33 protein-coding genes are annotated in these 22,262 nt (G+C 65.7%); 1 reads left to right on the top strand and 32 read right to left on the bottom strand.

Annotation, left to right across the window (positions count from 1 at the left end; translation table 11 throughout):
• Positions 1–122 precede the first annotated feature (122 nt).
• The 4 genes from KF745_13430 to KF745_13415 form a co-directional block, all read right to left on the bottom strand.
• Positions 123–893: a CoA transferase subunit A gene (locus KF745_13430; GenBank protein ID MBX3359415.1), complete on the bottom strand. Its 771-nt coding sequence runs from the start codon at positions 891–893 to the stop codon at positions 123–125.
• A gap of 84 nt (positions 894–977) precedes the next feature.
• Complete coding sequence (locus KF745_13425; protein MBX3359414.1) at positions 978–1,418, bottom strand: hypothetical protein; 441 nt, start codon at positions 1,416–1,418, stop codon at positions 978–980.
• A gap of 23 nt (positions 1,419–1,441) precedes the next feature.
• Positions 1,442–1,930, bottom strand: a complete 489-nt coding sequence (gene nrdR / locus KF745_13420) for a transcriptional regulator NrdR (protein MBX3359413.1) — start codon at positions 1,928–1,930, stop codon at positions 1,442–1,444.
• A 118-nt stretch (positions 1,931–2,048) separates the two neighbouring features.
• On the bottom strand, positions 2,049–3,098 hold the full coding sequence (locus KF745_13415; GenBank protein MBX3359412.1) for a trypsin-like peptidase domain-containing protein: 1,050 nt from the start codon (positions 3,096–3,098) through the stop codon (positions 2,049–2,051).
• A gap of 269 nt (positions 3,099–3,367) precedes the next feature.
• Between KF745_13415 and thrS the strand changes: the two genes are divergently transcribed.
• Complete coding sequence (gene thrS / locus KF745_13410) at positions 3,368–5,437, top strand: threonine--tRNA ligase (GenBank protein MBX3359411.1); 2,070 nt, start codon at positions 3,368–3,370, stop codon at positions 5,435–5,437.
• A 109-nt stretch (positions 5,438–5,546) separates the two neighbouring features.
• On the opposite strand, the gene KF745_13405 is transcribed toward thrS, so the two are convergent.
• From KF745_13405 to rpsS, 28 genes are all read right to left on the bottom strand, one after another.
• Positions 5,547–6,257, bottom strand: coding sequence for a hypothetical protein (locus KF745_13405; protein MBX3359410.1), 711 nt, complete (start codon positions 6,255–6,257; stop codon positions 5,547–5,549).
• Between the two features lie 184 nt (positions 6,258–6,441).
• Complete coding sequence (locus tag KF745_13400; protein MBX3359409.1) at positions 6,442–7,035, bottom strand: hypothetical protein; 594 nt, start codon at positions 7,033–7,035, stop codon at positions 6,442–6,444.
• A gap of 94 nt (positions 7,036–7,129) precedes the next feature.
• Positions 7,130–7,732, bottom strand: a complete 603-nt coding sequence (locus tag KF745_13395; GenBank protein ID MBX3359408.1) for a hypothetical protein — start codon at positions 7,730–7,732, stop codon at positions 7,130–7,132.
• Between the two features lie 129 nt (positions 7,733–7,861).
• Positions 7,862–8,425: a hypothetical protein gene (locus tag KF745_13390; GenBank protein MBX3359407.1), complete on the bottom strand. Its 564-nt coding sequence runs from the start codon at positions 8,423–8,425 to the stop codon at positions 7,862–7,864.
• 51 nt (positions 8,426–8,476) lie between these two features.
• Positions 8,477–9,598: a phenylalanine--tRNA ligase subunit alpha gene (locus tag KF745_13385; GenBank protein ID MBX3359406.1), complete on the bottom strand. Its 1,122-nt coding sequence runs from the start codon at positions 9,596–9,598 to the stop codon at positions 8,477–8,479.
• Positions 9,599–9,717: 119 nt separating this feature from the next.
• Positions 9,718–9,921, bottom strand: coding sequence for a hypothetical protein (locus KF745_13380; protein MBX3359405.1), 204 nt, complete (start codon positions 9,919–9,921; stop codon positions 9,718–9,720).
• A gap of 134 nt (positions 9,922–10,055) precedes the next feature.
• Entirely contained in the window at positions 10,056–10,679 is a 624-nt protein-coding gene (gene rplQ / locus KF745_13375; protein MBX3359404.1) for a 50S ribosomal protein L17, read from the bottom strand.
• A 120-nt stretch (positions 10,680–10,799) separates the two neighbouring features.
• On the bottom strand, positions 10,800–11,810 hold the full coding sequence (locus KF745_13370) for a DNA-directed RNA polymerase subunit alpha (protein ID MBX3359403.1): 1,011 nt from the start codon (positions 11,808–11,810) through the stop codon (positions 10,800–10,802).
• 177 nt (positions 11,811–11,987) lie between these two features.
• Positions 11,988–12,365 (bottom strand): 30S ribosomal protein S11, encoded by a 378-nt coding sequence (rpsK, locus tag KF745_13365; GenBank protein MBX3359402.1) that lies wholly within the window; start codon positions 12,363–12,365, stop codon positions 11,988–11,990.
• 96 nt (positions 12,366–12,461) lie between these two features.
• On the bottom strand, positions 12,462–12,842 hold the full coding sequence (gene rpsM / locus KF745_13360) for a 30S ribosomal protein S13 (GenBank protein ID MBX3359401.1): 381 nt from the start codon (positions 12,840–12,842) through the stop codon (positions 12,462–12,464).
• Positions 12,843–12,900: 58 nt separating this feature from the next.
• Positions 12,901–13,017: a 50S ribosomal protein L36 gene (gene rpmJ, locus KF745_13355; GenBank protein MBX3359400.1), complete on the bottom strand. Its 117-nt coding sequence runs from the start codon at positions 13,015–13,017 to the stop codon at positions 12,901–12,903.
• 127 nt (positions 13,018–13,144) lie between these two features.
• The gene (gene infA / locus KF745_13350; protein ID MBX3359399.1) at positions 13,145–13,363 is read right to left on the bottom strand and encodes a translation initiation factor IF-1; all 219 of its coding nucleotides are present in this window, start codon (positions 13,361–13,363) and stop codon (positions 13,145–13,147) included.
• Positions 13,364–13,412: 49 nt separating this feature from the next.
• On the bottom strand, positions 13,413–14,816 hold the full coding sequence (gene secY / locus KF745_13345; GenBank protein ID MBX3359398.1) for a preprotein translocase subunit SecY: 1,404 nt from the start codon (positions 14,814–14,816) through the stop codon (positions 13,413–13,415).
• Positions 14,817–14,883: 67 nt separating this feature from the next.
• Entirely contained in the window at positions 14,884–15,471 is a 588-nt protein-coding gene (gene rplO / locus KF745_13340; protein MBX3359397.1) for a 50S ribosomal protein L15, read from the bottom strand.
• 98 nt (positions 15,472–15,569) lie between these two features.
• Positions 15,570–16,304, bottom strand: a complete 735-nt coding sequence (gene rpsE, locus KF745_13335; GenBank protein ID MBX3359396.1) for a 30S ribosomal protein S5 — start codon at positions 16,302–16,304, stop codon at positions 15,570–15,572.
• Positions 16,305–16,366: 62 nt separating this feature from the next.
• A complete protein-coding gene (gene rplR, locus KF745_13330; protein MBX3359395.1) occupies positions 16,367–16,732 on the bottom strand; it encodes a 50S ribosomal protein L18 in 366 nt (121 codons plus the stop codon).
• A 53-nt stretch (positions 16,733–16,785) separates the two neighbouring features.
• Positions 16,786–17,337: a 50S ribosomal protein L6 gene (gene rplF / locus KF745_13325; protein ID MBX3359394.1), complete on the bottom strand. Its 552-nt coding sequence runs from the start codon at positions 17,335–17,337 to the stop codon at positions 16,786–16,788.
• Between the two features lie 64 nt (positions 17,338–17,401).
• Positions 17,402–17,800: a 30S ribosomal protein S8 gene (rpsH, locus tag KF745_13320; protein MBX3359393.1), complete on the bottom strand. Its 399-nt coding sequence runs from the start codon at positions 17,798–17,800 to the stop codon at positions 17,402–17,404.
• Positions 17,801–17,855: 55 nt separating this feature from the next.
• The gene (locus KF745_13315; protein ID MBX3359392.1) at positions 17,856–18,041 is read right to left on the bottom strand and encodes a type Z 30S ribosomal protein S14; all 186 of its coding nucleotides are present in this window, start codon (positions 18,039–18,041) and stop codon (positions 17,856–17,858) included.
• A gap of 65 nt (positions 18,042–18,106) precedes the next feature.
• On the bottom strand, positions 18,107–18,751 hold the full coding sequence (rplE, locus tag KF745_13310; protein ID MBX3359391.1) for a 50S ribosomal protein L5: 645 nt from the start codon (positions 18,749–18,751) through the stop codon (positions 18,107–18,109).
• Positions 18,752–18,768: 17 nt separating this feature from the next.
• On the bottom strand, positions 18,769–19,104 hold the full coding sequence (rplX, locus tag KF745_13305; GenBank protein ID MBX3359390.1) for a 50S ribosomal protein L24: 336 nt from the start codon (positions 19,102–19,104) through the stop codon (positions 18,769–18,771).
• 2 nt (positions 19,105–19,106) lie between these two features.
• Positions 19,107–19,493, bottom strand: a complete 387-nt coding sequence (gene rplN, locus KF745_13300) for a 50S ribosomal protein L14 (protein MBX3359389.1) — start codon at positions 19,491–19,493, stop codon at positions 19,107–19,109.
• 43 nt (positions 19,494–19,536) lie between these two features.
• Complete coding sequence (gene rpsQ / locus KF745_13295) at positions 19,537–19,863, bottom strand: 30S ribosomal protein S17 (protein MBX3359388.1); 327 nt, start codon at positions 19,861–19,863, stop codon at positions 19,537–19,539.
• Positions 19,864–19,890: 27 nt separating this feature from the next.
• Positions 19,891–20,103, bottom strand: coding sequence for a 50S ribosomal protein L29 (rpmC, locus tag KF745_13290; protein MBX3359387.1), 213 nt, complete (start codon positions 20,101–20,103; stop codon positions 19,891–19,893).
• Between the two features lie 59 nt (positions 20,104–20,162).
• Positions 20,163–20,582, bottom strand: coding sequence for a 50S ribosomal protein L16 (gene rplP, locus KF745_13285; GenBank protein MBX3359386.1), 420 nt, complete (start codon positions 20,580–20,582; stop codon positions 20,163–20,165).
• A gap of 54 nt (positions 20,583–20,636) precedes the next feature.
• On the bottom strand, positions 20,637–21,341 hold the full coding sequence (gene rpsC / locus KF745_13280) for a 30S ribosomal protein S3 (protein MBX3359385.1): 705 nt from the start codon (positions 21,339–21,341) through the stop codon (positions 20,637–20,639).
• A complete protein-coding gene (gene rplV, locus KF745_13275; GenBank protein MBX3359384.1) occupies positions 21,341–21,886 on the bottom strand; it encodes a 50S ribosomal protein L22 in 546 nt (181 codons plus the stop codon). Before rplV ends, rpsC begins: the two co-directional genes overlap by 1 nt.
• A gap of 61 nt (positions 21,887–21,947) precedes the next feature.
• Positions 21,948–22,244: a 30S ribosomal protein S19 gene (gene rpsS, locus KF745_13270; protein ID MBX3359383.1), complete on the bottom strand. Its 297-nt coding sequence runs from the start codon at positions 22,242–22,244 to the stop codon at positions 21,948–21,950.
• Positions 22,245–22,262: the final 18 nt, after the last annotated feature.

The raw sequence follows: 22,262 nt of genomic DNA, 5'->3' as shown, positions 1-22,262 counted from the left end.
AATCTCGCACGCACCGAGCGGGGTGCAGAGAATTGACGCCCTGAATGGGCTCACCCACACTACCCCAGCCGAACGGATTCCGCAAGGGCGAATCCCCGAGGTTCGCGGTCTTAGCGCAGAACCTAGGCCTTTCGCGTCGTTCGCTGCTCGATCCGCTTCAGCGGCTGGGTCTGCACCACGCGATCGATGTAGGAACCGGGGGTGTGCACGCAGTCGGCATCAATCTCGCCAAGCGGAACGATGCGCTCCACCTCGGCGATCACGAATGCAGCGGCCGTGGCCATCATCGGATTGAAGTTTCTCGCGGTCTTGTGATAGACGAGATTGCCGAACGGGTCGGCGGTGTGCGCCTTGACGAGGGAGAGATCAGCGAAGAGGCCGGTTTCCATCACGTAGTCCCGCTGGCGAGCCGCGTTCGCCCCCTTGACGCGGTTGTGGTTCTTCGTGTCGTCGGACGGGCGGAGGAAAGGACGCGTCTCCTTCCCTTCGGCGACCGGCGTGCCGACGCCCGTGGCGGTGAAGAACGCCGGGATGCCCGCGCCGCCCGCGCGGATCCGCTCGGCGAGCGTCCCTTGCGGGTTGAACTCGACCTCCAGTTCGCCCTTGAGAAACTGGCTCTCGAAGGTGGCGTTCTCGCCGACGTACGACGAGATCATCTTGCGGATCTGGCGGGTCTGCAGCAACAGCCCGAGCCCGAAATCGTCGACGCCGGCATTGTTGGAGATGCACGTGAGATCGCGGACGCCCGAATCCCGGAGCGCGGCGATCAGGTGCTCGGGGATGCCGCACAGACCGAATCCCCCCACCATCACCGTCATGCCGTCGCGCAGCACGCCCTTGGACTTGAGGTCGGCCAGAGCGTCGGCGGCGTTGGCAAACACCTTGTTCGGCATAGCGAGACTCCAGGGTCCAGGGGCCCAACAGATCAGAGCCTGGTCATTCTAACGGCTGAGCAGGCGGGAAATGCTGAACCGGGATCACTTGACAGCGGCCGTCGACCGCACGAACGCCCGGTAGCGACCGTCCGGCAGCCGCAGTGTGTCCGATTTCGTGCTGACCGAATCGGGGTCGCTCCCGAGCCGGTCCTTGAGTTGGACCGCCGCGGAATCGACGGCCGCCCGCAGCGCGGCGGAAAGGCTGGAATCGTCGGCCATCGCGGCGACCGAGAGGGTGCCCTCGCCCGCCACCGGCTGATCGATCCACCAGGAGGGTCGCTGGTCCCACACCGATTGAACCGCGGGGGCAACGGGCGCCGGGGGCTCGGCCGCGGCGGGAGTCCACGTCGGCCCGGATGGTGCGGTCGGCGGCGCAGCCTGTGCAGCGGGTTGTGGCGCTGCCTGATGCCGGTTGACGCAGCCCGACAACGCTCCAGCCCCGATCGCTCCAGCGATCGTCCAACTCATCCACACACCGGTCATCACGCCTCCTGCTGCCCCGCCCCTTACTCGAACAACTTCGCCTGATCCTTTACATCCTTGGGCTGCAGGTCGAGTTGCTGCAACTCCTTGATCATCTCGCCCTTCTCAAACTGGTAGTACTCGCTCGCGAATCGCACGTAGGCGATCTCATCGGTCGCCTTGAGCTTCTGCACCACCTTCTCGCCGATCGCCCGTGACGGCACCTCCCGCTCGTACTCGCGGTGCAGTTCTTCCTCGATCTCGTCCACGAGGGCGGCCTTGCGCTCCTCGGCGACCGGTCGCTTTCCGCACGCGGCAACGATGCCGCGGAGAATGTTGTCGCGGTTGAAGGGAACGTGGGTCCCGTCCTGCTTGATGACGATCAGCCGGGCAGTCTCCTCGACACGCTCGTAGGTCGTGAATCGCTTGCGGCAGGCCACGCACTCCCGACGGCGGCGGATCACCTTCCCGGCGTCTGACGCCCGGCTGTCGATCACCTTGTCGTCGTTCTTGCCGCAGTAGGGACAGATCACGCCGTGCTCCGGGCCGCTCGCCCGGCCGGCTTGAACTCGAACCGGCAGCGGGGACAGGACACATCATGACACGCCGCGGGATCGGCGTCAAAGCCGGTCCGCAGGCGTTCCAGGTCGGCTACGGAGCGGCCGTCGGCACCACGCGAACCTCCATCAACCGGCCCTCCCGGACCACCGCCAGGCTCACCGCGGACCCGATCTCGAGCCGCGACAGGGACCGGTGCAGCGCATCAACCGAATCGACCAACCTCCCCGCAAGCGACGCGATGACATCGCCCTCGCGAAGACCCGCCCGCGCGGCCGGGCTGCCGGGCTGCAGCACGGCAACCTCGACGGCAAACTCGCTCAGGAGGTCCAGGTCTCGCACCAGCGCCCGCGGCAAGCGGCAGGGGCCGGCGGCGATGCCGAGGTACGCCCTCCGCACCCGTCCCTGGGTGAGCAACTCGGAAACAACCCATTTCGCAGTACTCGCTGGCACGGCGAATCCCAGCCCCTGACCCGAGGCGACGACTGCGGTGTTGATACCCATGGCATAGCCGCGGGAGTCGACAAGAGGGCCGCCCGAGTTGCCCGGGTTCAGCGGGGCCGAGTGCTGGATGACACCCTCGATCAGCCGACCCTGCGGCCCGCGGAGCGATCGCCCCGTTGCGGATACGACGCCGGTCGAAACAGTCGACTCAAGGCCGAACGGATTGCCGACCGCGATCACCAACTGGCCGACTCGGAGCCCGCCGGAATCGCCCAGCCGGGCATAGGGCAGGCCCGAAGCTGGCAGCCGAACGAGCGCCAGGTCCGTGGCGGAATCATCCCCGATCAGCGTGGCATCGAGTCGGTCCCCGTCCGCGGTCGTGGCGGTCAGGCGGGCCCGTCCCGCCGCGACATGGCTGTTGGTCAGCGCAAAGCCGTCCGGACTGATCAGGATCCCGGAACCGGAACCCGCCCGCATTCTCGAGCCGTCAGGTTCGGCTTCGGCTGAGCGAGGACCCGACAGGCCGATGACGGCCGGGCCGATCGACTCGACGACCCCGATGACGGCACGGGAATAGGCATCAAGCAGATCAATATCCGCCGGCGGTGGAGCCGGCCTGGGTGACCGGTCAGCCGGATTGGGTTGGTTGGTCGTCTCGTCCGAGAGGAGCCTGAGAAGCCGATCTATTGAGCGTTTCATTCAGCCTTCCCGTATGCCCTGGCATGACGTCCCGCTGCCGTATTGGCAGCCCCGGTTGCCCGGTAGCGGGCCCCCGCGCTACGCTTGGCCGATATGTTCAACCGGCGTGCCACCCCGAGGACGACTGCGACGACCGACTCTGGACGCGGGTAGCGGCCGGCCCGCGATTCTCCGGAAGATGTGACCAAGCCCGGCCCGCAACGAGCCGGGCGGTTTTGTTGATGGATGCTACTGACCCCGGGGCGTGCGCCCCGTTGACGAGGTGATCGATGCCGAACATCAAGCTCCCGGATGGATCCGTGAAGTCATTCGAACAGCCGGTGACGGCTCGCCAGGTGGCGGAGAGCATCGGACCGCGCCTGGCGATGGCCGCGCTGGGCTGCAAGATCGATGGCAGGCTTTCGGACCTGAGCACACTCATCACCTCCGACTGCTCGCTGCAGATCGTGACGCCGCAGAACCGGGACAAGACGGCGGACCCTGATGCGCTCATGCTGATCCGCCACTCGGCCGCGCACGTGATGGCCGAGGCGATCCAGCGGATCGTGCCGGGGGTGCGGCTGGTCTACGGCCCCCCGCTGCCGACCGGCTTCTACTACGACATGGCGGTGCCGCCCGAGCGGCCGCTCTCCTCAAGCGACTTCGCGGCCATCGAGGCCGAGATGAAGAAGATCGTCGCCGAGGACCGGCCGTTTACCCGCTACGAGTGCAACTCCGCGGAGGGGATGGCCAAACTCAAGAAGGAAGGCAGCAAGTACAAGCTCGACAACGCTGAGCGGGCTCTGAAGGAAGACGCGAACGCGTCGCTGTCGTTCTACGCCACTGGAGTCCCCGGGAAGGACTGGGAGGACCTCTGCCGCGGACCGCACGTGCCGAGCACGGGCCGCATCGGGGCGGTCAAGGTCACGAGCCTCGCCTCCTCGTACTGGCACGGCGATGAGAACTCGGACCGGCTTACGCGCGTCTACGGCACGGCCTTCGCAACGCAGGCGGAACTCGATGCGCACCTCAACCAGCTCGACGAAGCGAAGAAGCGCGACCACCGCGTAATCGGAAAGCAGCTCCGCCTGTTCCACATCGACGACATGGTCGGCCAGGGGCTGATCCTCTGGACGCCCAAGGGCTCAATCATCCGCAACGAGCTGCAGAACTTCATCTCCAGCGAACTGCGCAAGCAAGGGTACTTCCAGGTCTACACGCCCAACATCGGCAAGCTCGACCTGTACCGCACCAGCGGGCACTTCCCGTATTACAAGGACAGCCAGTACCCGCCGCTCATGGAGCAAGAGTCCCTCGAGATGCTCGCGAAGGAGGGATGCTCCTGCGCCGACCTGGCCGCGAGGCTCGACAAGGGAGAGGTCGACGGTTACCTGCTCAAGCCGATGAACTGCCCTCACCACATCCGCATCTTCGCGAGCCAGCCGCACAGCTACCGCGATATGCCCGTGCGCCTTGCCGAGTTCGGCACCGTCTACCGGTGGGAGCAGTCGGGCGAGCTCAACGGCATGACCAGGGTCCGCGGATTCACGCAGGATGACGCCCACCTGTTCTGCACGCCCGAGCAGGTGCCGGCGGAACTCATCGGCTGCCTCTCGCTGGTCAAGATCATCTTCAAGACCCTCGGGATGTCGGACTACCGCGTCCGCGTCGGGCTTCGCGACCCGGACAACAAGAAGTACATCGGCAATCCCGACAACTGGGACCGGGCCGAGCGCGCCTGCCGCGACGCGGCGAAGTCGCTCGGCGTTCCATTCACCGAAGAGCCGGGCGAGGCTGCGTTCTACGGACCGAAGATCGACTTTGTCGTCAAGGACGTGATCGGACGAGAGTGGCAGCTCGGCACGGTGCAGGTGGACTACAACCTCCCCGAGCGATTCGACCTGTCGTACATCGGGCCGGACAACCAGCCGCACCGTCCCGTGATGATCCACCGTGCCCCGTTCGGCTCGATGGAACGGTTCGTCGGCGTGCTGATCGAGCACTTCGCCGGAGCGTTCCCGACGTGGCTCAGCCCGGAGCAGGTCCGGGTGCTGCCAATCAGCGACAAATCGCTGGGGTACGGCGAGCGGGTGCTCGGCGCCCTCAAGACGGCCGGCGTTCGCGCCACCCTCGACACCTCCAGCGACCGGATCCAGGGGAAGATCAAGGTCGCCGCGGACGAGAAGATTCCCTACCTGCTCGTCGTCGGGCCTCGCGATGAGGAGCACGGAACCGTCTCTCCCCGCGTCAGGGGAGTCCAGAAGGACCTGCCGGGAATGCCGCTCGAAGCCTTCGTCGGCGCCGTGACCGAGGAAATCTCGCAGCGACACAGCGACCTGCGCGCGGCGACAATCGGCTGAGCGAACCGGCCACGTCTCTCCGCGTGAGAGCCACGATCACGAGTGTGAGCGTAACCCGACTCAACTGCTGATCGAAGAGACCTCGGTCTATTCGCTCGAATAGGCGACTTCAGCACCCATCGTTGATGTCATCGAGCCACATGTTGACGTACTCCGTCAGGTCCGCCGGTGTGATCACGAGGTCGTGGTCCACGTCAGCGACGAGGTGCCCCTCGGCCATCGATCGCACCCAGTCCTGCACGAACGCGGCGATGTCCCTTGGCTCAACCACTCCGTCACCGTCCCAATCCGAACCGCAGTTCACGCCGCGGGCGCTGAACTCCACGACAAACCCCGGCTCGATGGAAGAGATGGGTGTGTCGTTCCACCGCCCGAGAACCCCGCCGTCGGTCCAGAACTGCAGGTAGTCTTCGTTGCCACGGAGGTCGTTCGGCTCACCGACGTCCCAGTTAGTGAACTCCCATGGCTCGCCGGTGATCCATCTCCAGCCGTCCGCCGGGCTCACGCCATCGCGGGCGCGGTAGCCGCCGAGCCAGTAGTTCTCGTTCATCGCATCGCCCAGATCGGGCAGGTTGTCGAGGAAGAACTGCAGTTCCTCTGCCGAGGTGATCGTCGCCAGATGACCGCGCCGGCCCTGATAGGTCATCGACTCCGCGGCCGCTCTTGCTTCGTTCCAGGCAATCCCTCCCTTAGCCGGGATCGCGAGGTAGTCGTGCCCATTCAGGGGGTTGTGGATTTGGGCCTGGACCGATCTCCCCGCCAGCGGGACCACGGTGCACACAAGAACCGCCGACACCCAGACGCGCCGCTGACGTCGCATGTGTTCATCCCATCGCCTCCAGCATTCAGATGAAAGGTGCAATCCGCGCACGGATTGACAAGCAGGACGCGAGCCGACGGCCGGCGTTCCCTGCGACGTATGCCGCGCGTGACGGCGTCATATCCGGCCGGTGATGGGCCCGGATTCCGCTCGGCTCCTTGATGCCTTGCCCGAGGGCGAACGATCAGCGTCGGCGGCGGCGCGAAGTCGCCACTGCGGCTACCGCCGCGAACGCGACGCCGGTCGACGGGGACGGAATCGAAAACTCAACGACGTAGCCCGGGGTTGGCGCATCGTTGATGTCGTCATTCCATTTGCCGAGAATGCCGTGCCCGGTCCAGAACTTGAGGTAGTCCTCGGTGCCGCCAGCGAGCCCGTTCGGCTCGCCCTCGTCCCAGTTCGTGTACGACCAGGCCTCGCCGGTGATCCAGGTCCAACCGACATTCGGGTCCGGATCGCTGCCGAGTCGGCGACCGCCGATCCAGTAGTCCTCGTTCATCGCGTCTCCCAGTTCCGGGAGATGCGAGAGGAAAAAGTCCATTTCGTTTTGGGATGTGATGGTCGCCAAATGACCCGTCCGGCCCTGGTAGAACATCGAACCAGCCGCGGCAAACGCATCGGTCCAGTTGATGGTGGTCGCGGTCGGCACCGCGAGGTAGTAGCTGCCGTTCTGTGGGTTGAAGACATACCCGCCGCCGCCAGCCGTTGCTGACGCGGTCGCCAAGAGGATCGGGGAAAGTACAAAAACCGACCGCCGGAGCCGCAAGTTATTGGGCATCTCTCTCTCCACAACTGGGTGTCGAGAGTCAGCATAACACCCGCATCTGGCGGGTCAAGGCGATCAAGAAAACTGCTCAATAACCCGCTACCGCCTACCGGCGCCGGCGCATCGCGATTCCACCGCCGAGAAGCATGAGCGCCACGGGACCAGGCGACGGGACGAGGTTGCCGCTCGAATACTCGACGACGAATCCCATCGCAGGCGCTTCGCCCGGGTCATCGTTCCAACGACCGAGCGTTCCATCCCAGGTCCAGAAGACCAAGGAGTCTTCGTGGCCGCCCATGTTGTTCGGCTCGTTCGCGGACCAGTTTGTGTAGGTAAACGGCTCTCCGGTCACCCACGCCCAGCCCTGCGCAGGGTCGGGACCGGGCGTCGCCTTGTAACCGCCGATCCAGTAGTGGTCGTTCATCGCGTCGCCGAGGAAGGGACGGTTCTCGTACGAGGCGAACCAGTTCATCTCCTGCTCGGTCGTGAACGTTACGAGGTAGCCGTTCATCCCGGAGTAGGTGAGCGTCTCGGCGAGAACACGGGCGGATTCCCACGAGATGCCCTCGGGAACCGTGATCGCCTGGTAGTAGTGACCGTTGTTCGGGTTGAGCACCTGCGCGGAGGCGCCCGAGACAGCCGCGAATGAGCCAAGGCCCGCCGCGAGTGTGACCAGTCGACGTTGTTGCTTCGATGTCCGATATCGCATGATGTGGCTTCTCCCGCTGCAGCTTGAAGCTACACCGTGGCCACGCAAATGCGAGTTCGGAGCAGGGGATAACGACGAAAGAGACGTCGCGCATCCGGCGCCAACGCCCGCTAACTGAAGACGGTCTGTTCAGGCGACCTGCTGGGGGATGCCGGCCGCAATATCGGCGGCCCGCTTCTTGATGAGGCCGAACCAGATCAGGCAGAACACAGGCCATGAGAGACCCAAAACAATGCCCACCACGACACCGATCCATCCGTACACGGGCGGAGACTGCTGGATCCACTTGTTGCCCGGGTTCTGGTTCGCGAACTCGAGGATGGCGAGTTGATGCTGAACCTGCACGGCGATACCGGCGATACCGAGGATGAGCCCGCCGATGGCGTACACGAGGTGCAGGGGTCGCCCCGCCGGCTTTCTCATGACCGTGGCAATTCCCGCGGCGAGGAGGACAAACGCCCACGCTGTGCCGATCGCCATCTGGCCCATCATGAGGGGTGAGACCCGCATCACGTCGGGCATGGGCCCCAACTGCTCCTCCATCTGAGGGGCAAACATGGACTGGGCTGCGAGTCCAGCCACTCCGCAGCCGGCGCAGGTCAGGCCGATTCCGGCCCAGACGATGCTGATGATGCCAACCACCTTCGGCCACGTGGGCACCTCGTGATCAAGGAACTGATCCATCGGGGCCATGGGCGGAGTCGAATCAGACATGAGTTGCCCCTGTCGAGTAGGGAGTCTGCCTCAGACCTGCCGGAGGAACCGCAGGTCGTTCTCGTAGAGCATACGGATATCCGGGATGCCGTACTTGCCCATTGCGAGTCGCTCGATCCCGAAGCCAAACGCGAATCCGGTCCACTCCTCCGGGTCGATTCCGCACAGCTCGAGCACGGCCGGATCGACCATCCCGCAGCCGCCCAGCTCCATCCACTTCAGCGGCTGCTCCGGCCGCAGGCGGATGCGCATGTCGATCTCGGCGCTCGGCTCGGTAAAGGGGAAGTAAGACGGACGGAGCCGCACCTGTGCTTCGGCACCGAAGTACGCCTTCGCGAACTGGAGCAGACAGGACTTGAGGTCCGACATCGTGAGGCCGCGGTCGATCGCCAGCCCCTCGATCTGATGGAACATGAACGAGTGGGTCGCATCGACGGTGTCCGGGCGATACACGCGGCCGGGAGCGACAATCCGGATCGGACCGCCGAGCCCCCCCACTCTTCCTGCGCGGCCCGGAGCGCCGAGCCCAAGGGCTTCGGCCGATTCATCCTCGCCTTCCGCCGCGGCGGCCTGCCTCGCGACGGCCACTGCGGCCTCCATGACGCGGATCTGCACCGTGCTCGTCTGGCTCCGCAGCATCCTGGGACGCGGGGTGCGGGCCGGATCGTCCACGTAGAAGTTGTCCGCGGGGTCTCGGGCCGGATGGTCCGGCGGGATGTTGAGCTTGATGAAGTTGTGCTCGTCGTCCTCCAGCTCGGGTCCCTGGGCGACCTCGAAACCCATGCGGGCGAAGACCTCGACCAGCTCCTCGCGAACGCGCGAGATGATGTGACGGCGGCCGAGTTCACCGCTGGAAATCACACCCGGCTCGGTGGGGTCAAGGATCGGCCCAGTGGCACGGGGCGACTGTGCGCCGACACGCTCCTTGACCGAGGCGAACCGCTCCTCCAACTGGGCCTTGACCTGGTTGAACTTCGCGCCGACCGCCGGCTTCTCCGCCGGCGGCACGGCCTTGAATCGCCCCTGCGCTTCGCGGAGCCTGCCCTTCGGACCCAAATAGGCCAGTCGCCACGCCTCGAGCGCAGCGGGGTCACCGGCGGAGTCGAGTTCGGCGATGGCATTCGATTCCAGAGCGCGGAGTTCTTCGAGCATGCCCCCAGTGTAAGCCCCGACGCACCGGGCTTCACACGAACGATCAGCGCGTCGTCGAACGAAAAAGACCCGCCGAATGGCGGGCCTCTCGTCAAACCTGTCATGGTGACGGCGCGGGGTTAGTTGGCCGGCGTCTCGGACTTGGTGCAGGCCTTCGCGGCGCTGCTGGAGCAGCAGGACTTGGCCTGGGTCTCGCAGGTGGCCGAGGTATCGGTGCAGGCCTTGTCGCCCTCGCACGAGCCCGCAGCCTTGTTGTTGGTGCAACCAGCGAAAAGGGCGGTCACGGCCACGGCGATCAGGGTTCCGGCAGCAAACTTCTTCATTCGTCGATCTCCTGGAACGTATCGCCGGGGCAGGTCGCGCTCGTGGTCCCGGCGGATCGATGCGTCAGTGGGGCCGGCGGCGCGACTCGCCGGTACTGGTGACTGATACCGCGAAAGGCCGCGGTCGGTTCTCGTTACGAGGCTTTTGCGGGCTCGGCTTTGCGAATCTTGGCCGCGTAGGCGGTCCGGCGATCGGCCTTGCGGCGGCGGATGCTGGGCTGACCTCCGATTTCCGGACCCTCTTCGGCGCCGACAAACTGGATCACGCACAGTTCGCCGCCGTCACCGATCCGGGCCTTGCCCAGCTTGACAATACGGGTGTAGCCGCCGGCACGGTCCCGGAAGCGCGGGGCGACGTTCTCGAAGATGTGCTTGACGAGGCGCGGGGCCTTGCGGAGTTCGCCGTAGCGGTTGCGCTCGACCGTTGACGCCTCGGGGATCGGGAAGAACGCCGACGCACGGTCGCGCTGACGCCCAACCGCGGCCTTCTCCTCATCGGTCGCGTTCTTGGGGATGTAGGACCAATCAAAGGCCATCCGGTCGCGGCCGAGCTTGGCGATCACAAGGCGGCGGGCGTGGAGGTCGCCCCGCTTGGCCAGCGTGATGATCTTCTCGACCATCGGCTGGACGGCCTTGGCGCGGGGGATGGTCGTGGTGATCTGGCCGTGCTCGAACAACGCCGCCGCGATATTGCGGAGCGTGGAGGCCCGGTGGGCGGTGGTTCGGCCGAGGCGGTAGCCGGCTCGCATGTGACGCATGGCTGGGAACTCCGAAAGGACGTGCTGCCGGGCGTTCGAACGGCCGGGCGATGGGCGGGAAGTCTAGGCAAATCGCGTGCCCGGGGACCAACGCCCCCGGGCCGCGGGAATGTGGCTTGGTTACGACACCGGCGCCGAAACGCTGACCCCCTCGGGGAGCTGCATCCCCAGGGTGAGGGAGATGTCCTCGAGCTTTCGCTTGACCTCGCGGAGGCTGGTGCGGCCGAAGGACCGGAGCTTGAGCAGGTCGGACTCGGTCCGGGTCACCAAATCGGCGACCGTCGCGATGCGGGCGGACTCGAGACAGTTGCTCGCCCGGACCGAGAGGTCCAGCGACGCGATGGGCATATTGAGCTTGCGGATCAGGTCTTCGTCGACGCTCGCAGCGGCGGCGGCCTCGTCCGAGACTCGTTCCTGGCCCATGTCGAAGTACTGCACGAACGGGTTGAGGTGCTTGCGGAGGATCTTGCCGGCCTCGACGAGCGCCATCTCCGGGGTCACCGTGCCGTTGGTCCAGACGTCCATGACGAGCTTGTCGTAGTTGGTCTTCTGGCCGACGCGGGTCTCCTCGACCTTGTAGCGGACGCGCTGGACGGGGGAGTAGATGGCGTCGATCGGGATCAGGCCGATCTCCTGCTCCTCGGCGTCGTTGTACTGCTCGGAAGCGGGGACGTAGCCGCGGCCCTTGCCGACGCGCAGCTCCATCTCGAAGTCAACCTTGTCGGTGAGCGTGCAGATGACGAGGTTCTTGTTCAGGATGTTGATGGCGGTGTCGGCCTCGATGAGTTCGGCCGTGACGGCGCCGGGGCCCTTGGCCCGCAGGTGCATCACGCGGGGCTCGTCGGTCTCCATCTTGACGATCAGGCTCTTGATGTTGAGCACGATGTCGGTGACGTCCTCGGTCACGCCCGGGAGGGACGTGAACTCGTGCGACGCACCCTTGATCTTCACGGCCGTGACGGCCGCACCCTCGAGGAACGAGAGCAGGACGCGCCGGATGGAGTTGCCGACGGTGGTGCCGAAGCCGCGCTCGAACGGCTCGACCGTGAACCGGCCGAACGTGTCGCTGCGGAACTTCGAATCAGAGAGGACCCGGGACGGGAGTTCAAGACCTCGCCAGCGGATTCGCATGGCTCTACCTCATGTGTGCGGCATTCCTTGAAGGAACACGCCGGCCGGTCATCGGATCGTCTCGCCCGCCGCGAGGCGTGACGTCCTTCTCTCCGGGGCGTGGAACAGTCGTATACCGGCGGGCATCGTCGCTCCCACCCGGTGGTGGAGCCGGCAACGCCGCGGGCTGGCGCGAAATCAGACGCGGCGGCGCTTGGAGGGGCGGCAGCCGTTGTGGGGGACGGGGGTGTGGTCCTCGACCGCGGTCACCCGCAGGCCGGTGGAGACCAGGCCGTTCACGGCCGATTCGCGCCCAGAGCCGACGCCCTTGACGTGAACCTCGATCTCCGACATCCCGATCTTGCGGGCCTTCTGGCCAGCGGACTCGCCCGCCCGGGTCGCCGCGAACGGGGTGCTCTTGCGGGCGCCCTTGAAGCCGATGGTGCCGGCGGAGTCCCAGCAGATCGTCTCGCCGTCCATATCGGTGATAGTGACGATCGTGTTGTTCTGCGTCGCCTTGACGTGGGCGATACCGCGGACGACGTTCTTTCGCTGCTTCTTTGCCTTCTTCGCCATGATTCCTCGCTGCGGATCGTCTGACCCATCGGGTCATACCCGCGGTGAGCGGTGTTTCCGGGCCGCGCGACCCGGATCGGTGCGGACGTTTGATCGTTACTTGGCCTTGACGCCCTTCTTGCCGGCGACCGTCTTCTTCTTGCCCTTGCGGGTGCGGGCGTTGGAACGGGTGCGCTGGCCGCGGGTCGGCAGGCCCTTGCGGTGCCGGTCGCCGCGGTAGGACCGGATGTCCTTCAGACGCTGGATGTTCTGGCTGACCTGGCGGCGCAGGGCACCCTCGACGATGTAGTTGCTGTCGATGATCGAGTTGATCTGGGCGAGCTGCTGCTCGTTCACCTCGTTGGACCGCAGTTCAGGATTGACTGCGGCTTCCTCGAGGATCGCCTTCGCGAACTTCGGGCCGATGCCGTGGATGTACTGCAGCGCGAAGTAGATCTTCTTCTTGTCGGGGACGTCGATACCGGCGATACGTGGCACTGGAACGCTCCTGAGGATCGGGTTGCGACGGCCGATGCCGCCGCTCCGAAGGGCTGGTTCAGCCCTGGACCTGTTTGTGCTTGGGGTCGGCCTTGCAGATGACCCGAACTTTGCCCTTGCGGCGCACGACCTGGCAGTGGCCGCACATCTTCTTCACGCTGCTCTTGACCTTCACGATCCACTTCCTTTCGCGCCGCCGCCCGGACTCAAGGTCGCCGGATAGGGGCGGAGATTCTAGACCTGTTTTTTCCGTCCGTCCGTCTCGGAACGACCCGCCCGGCGGGGCCGATACGCCGGTTCGGTCAGTGACGGAATGTAATCCTCGCCTTGGTCAGGTCGTACGGGCTGAGTTCGACCGTGACACGGTCACCCGGGAGGATGCGGATGTAGTTCATCCGCATCTTGCCCGAGACATAAGCCAGCACCTTGTGTTCGTTGGGCAGCTTCACCATGAACATCGCGTTCGGGAGCGCCTCGACCACTTCGGCTTCGAGCGTCAGCTTGTCGTCCTGCTTGGCCATTCGGGTACGGTTGTTCCTTCGGCCCCACCTGGGGCTGTTGAGGGTAGACCTATCGGGGGCCACGCATGGCGCGGCCGCGACCGGTCTCGGCGCTGCTGCCGAGGAAGCCGGCGTAGTTCCGCATCAGCAGGTTGGCCTCGACACGCTGGATGAAGTCCAGGATGACGGCGACCACGATCAGGAGGCCCGTTCCGCCGAGGAACTGGGTGACCTCCTGGTTGATGTTGAGCCCCCTGCTGACGATGTTGGGGGTGGTCGCCAGCACGCAGAGGAATGCGGCGCCGACGAAGGTGAGACGCTCCATGACTGTTTCGAGGTACTCGGCCGTCCGCGGCCCGGGGCGAAGGCCGGGGATGAACGAGCCGTGCTCCTTGAGCTGCTTGGAGATGTCCTCGGGGTTGAACTGGACCGTGATCCAGAAGTAGGAGAAGAAGTAGATCAGGACGACCTCGAGGATCACGTAAAGGAACGAGCCGAAGCCGAGGCTGTCGCTGAACCACCGCGTGATCACCGTCCACGTCGAATCGGAGCCGCCGATGGTGCGGGCCTGCTGGTAGAGCATGCCGGCGACGACGGACGGGAAGATCATGAGCGAGGAAGCGAAGATGATCGGCATGACGCCGCCGTGGTTCACCCGCAGCGGGAGGTAGGACTTCTGCCCGCCGAAAACCTTCCGGCCGCGCGTGTGCTTGGCCTGCTGGATCGGGATGCGCCGTTGGGCCACGGTGAGCAGCACGGATCCTGCGACGACGATGACAAAGCAGGCGATCAGGAAGAAGACCGCCGGGAAGCCGAGCTTGCCCGGGGTGCCGGGCTGGAAGTTCTGGGCCACCCAGGTGATCGCCGCGGGCATGCGGGTGAGGATCCCCGCGGTGATGATCATGGACACGCCGTTGCCGATGCCGTACTTGTCGATCTGCTCGCCGAGCCACATCAGGAAGACGGTGCCGGCGGTGAGGGCCGCGGTGGCGGTGATCCACCACATCGGGTTGCGGGCGGCGTCCTCGTAGACCAGCTGTGAGCCGACGATGTACTTGAGCCAGAAGGCGCCCTGGACCAGGCACAGCCCGACGGTCGCGAGTCGCGTCCACTCGGTGATCTTCTGCCGGCCCGTGGGGCCCTCTTCCTGGAGCTTCTTGAGTCGCGGGATCACGGTCCCGAAGAGCTGGAAGATGATCGACGCCGAGATGTACGGCATGATGCCAAGGCCGAAGACCGTCGAGTGACCGAAGGCGCCGCCCGAGAAGACCGAGACGAAGCTGGCCAAACGGGCCGCCGCGGAGCCGCCCTCCTGGCTCATCGCCTGCTCGAAGTGCTTGACGAGCTGCGTTTGGTCGACGCCGGGCACCGGGATCCAGTACCCGATGCGGTAGACCGCCAACATCCCGATGGTGAACAGGATCTTGGTCCGCAGTTCCGGGATTCTGAAGACGCTGATCAGGGCCTGGAGCATTCGTTCGTCCGTGTGTCCGGTCTCCCGACCGGGCCGGGCCGATCCGGGCCCGGGACAGGTTCGGGCCTCAGGCCTCGTCGGTGATGACGGGCTTGGACCCCGATGCGCGGGAGCGGGTCAGCTTCTTGGTGAGGTTCTTGGGGGTACGGTCGTCGGCATTGCGATCCACGCCGCGGTGGTGATCACGGCGTGTACCAGACTCGGTGACGCTGCCGCCGGCGGCGGTGACCAGCTGGCGGACCTTGTCCGAGACCCGGGCCGCGGTGATCACCAGCTTGGTCGTGATCTTGCGGTCGCCGACGTCGCCGAGGATCTTCAGGTCGCGGCTGGTATCGCGGATGAGGCCCGCGGCGATCAGGGTCTGGGCGTTCACCTCGCCGCCAGACTTGAAGCTGGGGTGATCCATGATGTCGCGGAGGTTGACGATCCAGAATCGCGAAGCGAACTGGAAGTTGGAGAAGCCCACCTTCCGGATGCGGCGGAAGTAAGGCATCTGACCGCCCTCGAAGGCGGGCTTGCGGGCGTAGCCCGACCGGGCCTTGGCGCCCTTGGCGCCACGGGCGGAGGTCTTGCCGCTGCCGGAACCGAGTCCGCGGCCGACTCGCTTCTTCGCCTTGTACTTGCCGGCCTTGGCGGTGATGTCGTGGATCATCATGGCGGGATACTCCCGTGTGCTGTGCTTCGTAGAGAGGGACGCCCGGGTGGGACGCCGCGTCTCTCACCGATTGGTTCAAGAGGGAACGAGAACAGAGATCAGGCGGTCGTCTGGGAAGCGGGATCGGGACCGGCGGTCGCGGGGCCGGAGCCCGGGGAATCCGGACCGGTTCCGCCCCCACCACCACCGCCGCTGTCGCGACGACGACGGCCGCCACCGCCACCGCGGCCGCCGCGGCCCTTGCGGTCCTGGCCGATGGTGTTCACGGGTCCGCGGGCCTTCTCGCCCGTACGAGCGGCGGGCATGGCGGCCTTGCCGCGCTCGATCTTCTCGGCGACCGTGGTCTTGTCGAGCGTCACGCCGCGGAGGGCCATGACCTGCTCGGGCGTGCGGAGCTGCTCAAGCCCGGCGAAGACGGCCTTGACAACGTTCCGTGCGTTGGTCGAGCCGTAGCACTTGGTGAGGCAGTCGGAGATGCCGGCCATCTCGAGGATGTGGCGGACGGTGCCACCGGCGACAACCCCGGTACCGGGCGAAGCCGGGATGAGCCGGACCTTCGATGCGGAGAACCGGCCCTCGACCTCGTGGTTGAGCGTGGTGCCGATGCGGGTGACGCTCACGAGCTTCCGGCGGGCGTACTTCTGCGCCTTCTCGATGGCCTGGGGAACCTCGTTGGCCTTGGCGTACCCCATGCCGACCTGGCCGTTGCGGTTGCCGACCACCACGAGCGCACCGAAGGAGAACCGGCGGCCGCCCGCAACGGTCGAGGCCGTGCGGTACACGCCCACGGTGTGGGACTCGAGTTGTGTTGATTCGTCAAGGATCTCAGGCATGGCGTGGTCTCGTGATCGGTCGGCGGACAGGAGGATCGATTGGATCGGTCGTGGTGGTTGGGTCAGAACTTCAGGCCGGCCTCGCGCGCCGCATCGGCCAGGGCCTTGACGCGGCCGTGGAACCGGAAGCCGCCGCGATCAAACGCGACCGTGGCAACACCGGCCTTGATCGCTCGCTCGGCGACCAGCCGCCCAACAGCGGCGGCGCCGCTGCGGTTGCTGGTGCGAGCCCCGGCGAGGGCCGCGGCCTCCTGCGAGGAGGCGCTGGCGAGCGTGCGACCGGCGAGGTCGTCGATGATCTGGGCGTAGATGTGCTTGAGCGAGCGGTACACCGCCAGACGGGGACGGTCCGGCGCGCCCTGGACGCGCTTGCGGATGCCGTGGTGCCGGCGCTCTCGCCGCATCGCCTTGTGCTTGTTCTTGTCCATCGTGTGAACCTTTGCTCTGCGTGTGGCTTCCGGCAAATCGGGGCGTCCGGGCGTCAGGCGCCGAACGACTTGCCGGCCTTCTTCTTGATGACCTCGGTGGTGTACTTGATGCCCTTGCCGTTGTACGGCTCGGGCTTACGGAGGGCCCGCATGCTGGAGGCGAACTGCCCGACCAGTCGCTTATCGAAGCCGCTGATCTTCACGATCGCCTTCTCGACGGTGACCTTGAGCCCCTGGGGGATGTCCATCATCAGCGGGTTGGCGTACCCCACGACGAGCTTGAGCTTGTTGCCCTGCACCGCCGCGGTCCAGCCGACGCCGACGACTTCCATCGACTTCTCGTACCCCTTGGTGACGCCCTCGATCATGTTCCGCAGCAGGGCGCGGGTCGTTCCCCAGCAGGCGTTGACCACGCGGTTCTCCGCGTCCTTGTCGTCGATCGAAACCGTGATGGCCTTCTCGCCCTCGTCCCACTTCACCTTCACATCCTGGCGGTGGGTCAGCGACAGCGTCCCGAGGGGACCCTGGATGCTCACGCTGCAGTCCTTGATCAGGACCTTCACGTTGGCCGGGACTTCGATTTTCTGCCTTCCGATCCTCGACATGGCTCACCTCAACACGGGTCGCGTTCTTCGTTCCAGAAGGAAGCGTTGGTAGTTCGGTTCCGAATCAGGTCACGGTGCACAGCAGCTCGCCGCCGATCTTGTCGACCCGGCACTTGCGGTCGGACATCACGCCCCGCGACGTCGAGACCACCGCGATGCCCAGGCCCTGCAGCGGGCGGGGCAGCTCCTCGACCTTGCTGTACACCCGGCGCCCGGGCTTGGACTCCCGCTTGAGCTCGTGCAGGATCACCTCCCCGCGAGGGCCGTACTTGAGCTTGATGCGGATCTTGCCCTGGCGGCCGTCCTCCAGGGTGTCGAAGGCGTCGATGAAGCCCTCGTCCTTGAGAACCGAGGCGATGCCGCGGCAGACCTTGTTGTTGAGGCACAACACGGTCTTGGACTTGTTCCGGGCCGCGTTGCGGATCCGGGTCAGCATGTCGGCGATGGGGTCGTTGACTGACATCGTGAGGTCCTAGAGGTCGGTAAGCAGGTAACGGGTCACTTCGACGGCCGGCAGATCACCATGACGCCTTGCGCATCCCGGGGATCTTCCCTTCGAGCGCGAGCTTGCGGAGCATGATGCGGCTCACTCGGAACTTGCGGTACACGCCGCGAGCCCGCCCGGTGAGCTGGCACCGCCGCACGAGGCGGGTCGAGAACTTCGGGGGCTTCATGCTCTTGGCCATCTGCGCCTTGGTCGTCATCGGTCACTCCGGTTCGACGGGTCGGATCGGGACGGGGTCGGAAACTGTGGTTGGCGAAGACGGCCTCAGGCCGCCCCCTCCTTCTTGGCGAAGGGCATGCCGAGCCCCTCGAGGATGTACCGGCTCCATTCCGGCTTGGAGCCACGGAACTTGAAGTTGATGTTCATGCCGTGGGTGAAGGTCACCTGGGCCATGTCGATTTCCGGGAACACGCCCTGCTCGGAGAGGCCGACGGCGTAGTTGCCCTGGCGATCGAACGCGTCGTTCTTCAGCCCGCGGAAGTCCTTGATACGGGGCGTCGCGAGGTTGATGAACCGGTCGAGGAAGTGCCACATCTGGTGGCGGCGGAGCGTCACCATCGCGGCGGTCTCGACCCCGGCGCGGACCTTGAAGTTCGACACGCTCTTCTTGGCCTTGATGACCACCGGCCGCTGACCGCTGATCGTCGTGATCGTGTCGAGCACGGTCTGCTTCACATTCGGCGGGATCTTGGTCCCCTCGATGTGGCGGCCCATGTTGACGTTGATCACGATCGCATCCAGGCGGGGACGCGCCATCGGGTTCTTGAGCCCGAACTTCTCGCCCATCGAAGGGGCAACGGTCTGCTCGAAGAGACCCTGCAGGCGCGGCTTGGGCAGCGGGCCCTTCGGGGCGCTCTGCTCGGCCTCTGCGGCCTGATCCTTCTTGCTCTTGGACTTTTCCTTCGCCATGACTGTCAGACTCCCGGTCAGCTGCCCTTGGGCCCGCGCACCACACCCAGTTCACGCCCGCCGCGGGCCGCGACACGCACCTTGCTCCCGTCCGGCTTGGTGACAAACCGCACCCGGGTCGGCTTCCCGTCGACGACGGGGCTGACCTTCGAGATATGGATCGGCGCCTCGCGCGTCACGATGCCGCCTTGGGGCGCCACTCGCGTCGGCTTGACGTGCTTGGTCTTGACGTTGATTCCCTTGACGACAACCTGATCGTCGTCGGGGATGACGCGGAGCACCTCGCCCTGCTGTCCCTTGTAGAACCCGCTGGTGACGATGACTCGGTCACCCTTGCGCACATGCCTTGCCATGATCAGATCACCTCCGGCGCGAGCGACACAATCTTCATGTAGTTCTTCTCACGCAGCTCGCGGGCCACCGGGCCGAAGATGCGGGTGCCCTTCGGGTTCCCGTCGTCCTGGATCAGCACCACGGCGTTCGCATCGAACTTGACGTACGAGCCGTCCGCCCGTCTCGTGGCCTTGGTCGTGCGTACTACGACGGCCTTCGACTTGTCGCCCGCCTTGATCTCCGCGCCCGGGAGCGCTTTCTTGATCGAGACCAGCACGCGGTCGCCGATCCCGGCTGTGCGGCGCGTGAAGCGACCCGTCGCGGTCGAACCGCCGTACACGCGGATGATGTACGCGATCTTCGCGCCCGAGTTGTCCGCGACCTCGCACCGTGTTTCCTGCTGAAGCATCGTTCACTCCGGCTCGTACCGTCCGACTACCGACCCGACTCCACTACCGTCCCTGCTGGTCTTCGTTGTGCAGCAGGGCGCCCGTGCCACGCTTGAGAACCCGCACCAGCGAGTACCGCTTCGTCGCGCTCCGCGGCCGGCAGGGCGTCACCTCGACCGTGTCGCCGAGCTTCGACTCGTTGGCCTCGTCGTGCACGTACAGCACCGTCTTCCTGCGGACGTACTTGCCGTACTTCGGATGCTTGAGCATCCATCGAACGACGACCGTCCGGGTCTTGTCGCACTTGTCCGATTCCACCACGCCGGTCTGCGTGTGGGCCGGAACGGCGTCGGGGCTCTTGGCGGCTTTGCTGGTCGTGCTGCTGGGCATGTCTGCTTTCTCTGTCTTTCGCCCGGATCAGGCCCGGGTGCTCTTTTTGATCTGACGGGCGCGCCGCTCGGTGAGCAGGCGGGCGACTTCCTTCCGGTTCTTCGCGAGCTGGGAGTTGTCCTCGACCTTCTCCGTCACGGCCTGGGTCCGCAGCTTCACCAGCTGGGCCCTCGCCTGCTCGACGGCGATGCCGATCTCCTCGTCCTTCATCGCGTGAATGTCGGTCTTGATCTTGGCCATGAGTCCTGCTCCGATCCATCCGGCTCCGATTCGCTCGCAGCCTCCCTTGCCAGCCAGCGTCAGACGGTGACGCGCCGCTTCACGAACCGGCACCGCACCGGCATCTTCGCCGCCACACGGACGAGCGCCTGCCGCGCGGTCGCCTCGGTCACGCCGGCGATCTCGAACAGGATCGTCCCGGCCCGCACCCGCGCCGCCCAGTAATCTACCTCGGCCTTGCCCGTACCCATTCGCGTCTCCAAGGGCTTCTTGGAGATGGGCTTGTCCGGGAAGACCCGCGTGAACAGCTTGCCCTCGCGCTTGAGCAGGTGCTGCGCCGCAACGCGACCGGCCTCCAGCACCCGACCGGGCACCCACGTGCCCTCGAGGGCCTGCAGCCCGTAGTCGCCGTAGGCGACGTAGTTGCCCTTGGTCGCCTTGCGGTCCCGGACTCGCCGGAACTCCTTGCGGAACTTCACTCTTTTGGGCATCAAAGCCATGCGTCGGCTCCAACTCGCTTACCTAGTCCGTGTTCTGGTTCGTCCACTCTGCCATTACCGGCGGCCGCGGGCCCGCGCCCGTCCACCCGCGGCGTTCGAGGCCGCCTCGTCCTCAACCTTCGCGTCGTAGAGACCCTTGTAGATCCACACCTTGCAGCCGATCGCGCCGTAGGTGGTGAAGGCCTCGCCGAACCCGTAGTCAATGTTGGCCTGCAGCGTGCTCAGCGGGAGCGAGCCCAGGCGGACGTCGACCGACCGGCTCATCTCGGCGCCGCCCAGGCGGCCCGAGATCTGGATCTTCACGCCCTTCGCGCCGGCCTGCATCGCGGCCTCGGCCTTCATCTTGATCACGCGGCGGAAACTCGCCCGCTTGCGGATCTGCTCGGCGACGCCCTCCGAGACCAGCTGGGCGTCCAGGTCGGGGTTCTTGATCTCGAGGATCGAGATCGCGACCTTGCGCCCCGTCATGTACTGCAGTTCCTCGGTGATCCGCTCGACCTCGGCGCCCTTGGGGCCGATGACCAGCCCGGGGCGGGCGGTCTTGACGATCACCTTCAGTTCCTCGCGGGTGCGCTCGATGTGGATGTCCGACAGGCCCGCGTGGGGCGGCTGGCGGTTGAGCCGCTGATCGAGGAACCGGCGGATCTTGTAGTCCTCGACAAGCAGCTCGCCGTAGAGGGCCTTGGGGGCGTACCAGCGGCTCTTGTGAGCCTCGGTGATGCCGACCCGAAACCCGAATGGATGCGTCTTCTGTCCCATCAGTTCCGCTCCTCCACACCGATCGTGATGTGGCTCATCCGCTTGAGAATGTTGTGGGCCCGGCCGCGGTCCTTGGGCTGGAACCGCTTCATCACGGGTCCGCTGTCCACGCGGCTGTCAACGACGATCAGCGACGTCACATCCGCCTCGGCACGCTCGGCATCGGCCTGGGCCGCCAGCAGCGCCTTCTTGACGTCGATCGCCGCCCGCTTGGTGGTGAACGTCAGGTTGTTGATGGCCTCATCGATCTTCTTGCCGCGGATCAGGTCCGTGAGCAGCTTCACCTTCCGCGGGCTGCCGCGGTGGTACTTGTACACGCTCGTGAAGCGGACGATCGACGGGACCGTCGCGCCAAGTTCGCGGGCGAGGACGGAGGCATCCTCCATCTTGCAGCGCGGGTGGTCGCAGCCCTTGATCCAGTTGTTGAGCGCCGAGAGCGCCCGGCCCTGGCTCAGGCCTTTGCGCGCCAGCGCGGCGGCGAGCTGCTCGGTCGTGACCTGCTTCTGCTCAATCAACTCTCTGACTTTTTCGCCTCGGATCTTCACGGGCTGTGCCCCTGTCTAATGCGTACCTGCGCCCGGCTCAACCGGGCCCTGCCTGAACGGATCACCCTGCGGACTTCTGGCCCTCGACGATGCCTTCCTTCTTGTTCGTGTGGCCGCGGAAGGTCCGCGTCGCACTGAACTCGCCGAGCTTGTGCCCGACCATGTCCTCCGTGATGTACACGTCCAGGAACATCCGGCCGTTGTGCACCTTGAAGGTGTGCCCGACAAACTCGGGGACGATCGTGCAGCGGCGAGCCCACGTCTTGATGGGCTCGCGCTTGCCCTGCTGAGACAGCTTCTCGATCTTCCGATAGAGCTTCTCGTCGACGTACGGACCTTTCTTCAGACTGCGGCCCATCGGTGTTCCTTCTCCGGT

The organism is Phycisphaeraceae bacterium, assembly GCA_019636655.1.
Classification (GTDB): Bacteria; Planctomycetota; Phycisphaerae; order Phycisphaerales; family UBA1924; genus JAHBXB01.
This window is presented reverse-complemented; position numbering and strand designations above follow the sequence as displayed.